Source organism: Actinomyces sp. ICM58, from assembly GCF_000283035.1.
Classification (GTDB): Bacteria; Actinomycetota; Actinomycetes; order Actinomycetales; family Actinomycetaceae; genus Pauljensenia.
In genome coordinates, this window is record NZ_ALIY01000101.1 from 1 (window position 1) to 3,333 (window position 3,333).

The following is a 3,333-nucleotide window of genomic DNA, read 5'->3' on the forward strand; positions in this document are numbered from 1 at the left end:
CGGGCAGCGTCAGAGCGTCAGCCGTTCAGGGCGTCGGACACGACCTGCTTGGCGGCCTCCTGAACCTCAGCCAGGTGCTCGGCACCCTTGAAGGACTCCGCGTAGATCTTGTACACGTCCTCGGTGCCCGACGGGCGAGCCGCGAACCACGCGGACTCCGTCGTCACCTTCAGGCCGCCGATCGGCGCGTCGTTACCGGGCGCGCGCACCAGCTTGGCGACGATCGGATCCCCGGCCAGCTCGGTCGCGGTCACATCGTCCGCGGACAGGGCCGCGAGCTTCGCCTTCTCCTCGCGGGAGGCGGCCGCGTCAATACGAGCGTAAGCGGAAGCACCGAAGCGCTCCACCTGCTCCCTATGCAGCTGCGACGGGGTCTTACCGGTCACGGCCAGGATCTCCGAGGCGAGCAGCGCCAGGATGATGCCATCCTTATCGGTCGACCACACGGTGCCGTCCTTACGCAGGAAGGACGCTCCCGCGCTCTCCTCACCGCCAAAGCCCACGGTGCCGGACAGCAGGCCGGGCACGAAGTACTTGAAGCCCACTGGCACCTCGATGAGCTTGCGGCCCATGGCGGCCACGACGCGGTCAATCAGCGCGGAAGACACCAGGGTCTTACCCACGGCCGCATCCTCGCTCCACCCGGGACGGTGCGTGAACAGGTACTCGATGGCCACAGCCAGGAAGTGGTTCGGGTTCATCAGGCCGTCAGGTGTGACGATGCCGTGGCGATCCGAATCCGCGTCGTTGCCGGTCGCGATGTCGTAGGGGGTGTTGCCCTCGGCGTCGGGGGTCATGGCCTGACGCAGAGACGCCATCGCGTAGGGCGACGAGCAATCCATGCGGATCTTGCCGTCCCAGTCCAGCGTCATGAACGGCCACGCCGGGTCCACCTCGGGGTTGACGACCGTCAGATCCAGGCCGTAACGCTCGCCGATGGCCGCCCAGTAGTCGATGGACGCGCCGCCCAGCGGGTCGGCGCCGATACGCACGCCCGCGTTGCGGATCGCCTCAATGTCGACAACCTGGTCCAGCTGCGAGACGTAGAACTCCAGGTAATCGAAGGGCTTGATGTTCGGGTCATGCAGCAGCTCGGAGCCGGTGACGCGCGGAACGTCCTTCCACTCGCCCGAATCCAGCAGCTCGTTCGCGCGCGCCGCGATCCAACCGGTCGCGTCCGTGTCCGCGGGGCCGCCGTGAGGCGGGTTGTACTTGAAGCCGCCGTCGCGCGGCGGGTTGTGGCTGGGGGTCACGACGATGCCGTCAGCCAGGCCGTCGCCCTCGGTGCGCAGATTCGCCGGCGCGCCGTTCGCGCCCAGGATCGCGACAGACACGGCGGGGGTCGGCGTGTAGGAGCCGCGCGAGTCAATGCGCGTGTCGATGCCGGCGGCCGCGAGGACCTCCAGGGCGGTACGCCACGCGGGCTCGCTCAGGGCGTGCGTGTCACGGCCGATGAACAGCGGTCCGTTGATGCCCTGCGAGGCGCGGTACTCGATGATCGCCGCGGTGATGGCGATGATGTGCGCCTCGTTGAACTTACCGTCCAGCGAAGCGCCGCGGTGGCCCGACGTTCCGAACGCGACGCGCTGTCCCACGTCGGTCGGGTCAGGGACGATGTCGTAGTAGGCGGAGATGACATCGTCGACGTTGATGAGGTCTTCTGGAAGGGCACGTGTGCCAGCTCGATCATGCATGAACACAGTGTTGCACGTAACGTCCCTTCGTGTGTAGTGCCGTCCACGCCGTGAAACGGCTCATCGTTTCCTCCCGTCCGAGGCCGTGGCCGAGCGGGCGCAAAACCACAGGTCAGCGCATATTGAGCCCCGGCCTCGTCCCCGAATATGACTCATAGGGCAGCACGTATTCCCAAACGAGGACACAAGCGACTATCCTATGAGAGGTCGGTCACCGCAGACCGTGGCTGTTTTGGCAGGAGGAACATCGTGGGATGGTTTGATTCCATCGAACATAACCGTTGGCTCAGCGCCAACATGCAGGCGCTCATCGAGGAAGCCGAAGGTGCGATCGTGCCCACCGGCTTCGCGCACCTGGACGCCGACGGCAAACCGGACCTGAGCCGGTCCATCGACCTGGCCGTCACCGGGCGCATGGCCTACATCTTCTCCCTCGGTGCGCTCATGGGCCTGCCCGGCACGCGCCGCTACGCCGATCACGCCGTCAAGTCGCTGACCACGTACTTCACGGACCCCGTCAACGGCGGCATGTGGTACCAGATCAAGGCCGAACCCGACGAGGAGGGCCACGGCGTCCCCTGGGACGAGGCGTCGCGCGTGAAGTCCCAGTACCACACCGTGTACGCGCTGCTCGGAGTGGCCGCCGCGACCGTCGCGAACCGGCCCGGCGCGCACGAGCTCCTCGAAACCATGCTCCAAGAGCAGAAGGACTACTGGATCGACGACTACGGCCTCGTGTGGGACCAGTACGATGAGGCCTTCACCGAGCCCGCACCCGTGCACGCGCTCGGCACGCTCATCCACACGATCGAGGCCTACATGGCCGCCGCCGAGGCCACGACCGAGCCCGAATGGCTCGACCGCGCCGAAAAGATGACGGCCTTCGCGTACAAGGTCGCCTCCAAGAACAACTGGCGCATCCCCGAGTACTACGACGAAGAATGGCAGCCCAGCCTCGAGGCCGGAAAGCTCTGCAACGACGGGCGCCGCTACCACGAAGGCTACGTCACCGGGCACTCCATGCAGCTCGCGCGCTTCACCCTGCAGGTGCGCGCCGGCCTGCGCTCCATGGGCTGGGACGTGCCCGACTACCTGCTCGAGATGGGCACCGAACTGTTCGAACGCGCCCGCGTCGACGGCTGGCGTCGCACCGGCGGCGCCCCCGGCTTCTCGACCGGCGTCAACGACCAGGGCGATCCCGTGCCCGGCGAGGACGAGCACCAGCAGTGGGTCGTGTGTGAGGGCGTGTGCGCGGCCGTCGCCGTGCGCCGCGCCATGCTGGATGATGGGCACCGCCTCGACGAGGTCGAGCACTTCGAGCACTGCTACCGTTCCTTCGTCGACTACATCCACGACTACCTGATCACCCAGCCCGGACGCTGGATTCGTCGCCTCGGCCCCAACAATGAGAGCGTCCAACCCGCCAAGTCCTCGCGCTGGGACGTCTACCACGCGATCCAGGCGATGCTCGCCATCCGCGTGCCCCTGTGGCCGCCGACGGCCCCCGCTCTCTCGCGCGGTCTCCTCGACCACCCCGAGGAGCCGGCGCCCGACAAGAAGTCCTGGAACTTCTTTGGCCTGCGAGGCTGACAGGGCTGTCGTCGCTGTGACAGGGGGCGGGCCCGGGGCGAGTGCCCCG

The 3,333-nt window shown here is 67.2% G+C and carries 2 protein-coding genes; one reads left to right on the forward strand and one right to left on the reverse strand.

What is annotated here, in order from left to right:
• Nucleotides 1–17 precede the first annotated feature (17 nt).
• Nucleotides 18–1,694 (reverse strand): phosphoglucomutase (alpha-D-glucose-1,6-bisphosphate-dependent), encoded by a 1,677-nt coding sequence (pgm, locus tag HMPREF1138_RS05020; RefSeq protein WP_039936978.1) that lies wholly within the window; start codon nucleotides 1,692–1,694, stop codon nucleotides 18–20.
• 249 nt (nucleotides 1,695–1,943) lie between these two features.
• Here pgm and HMPREF1138_RS05025 point away from each other — a divergent pair, with 249 nt between their 5' ends.
• Nucleotides 1,944–3,284, forward strand: coding sequence for an AGE family epimerase/isomerase (locus HMPREF1138_RS05025; protein WP_009057309.1), 1,341 nt, complete (start codon nucleotides 1,944–1,946; stop codon nucleotides 3,282–3,284).
• The last annotated feature ends 49 nt before the right edge of the window (nucleotides 3,285–3,333 follow it).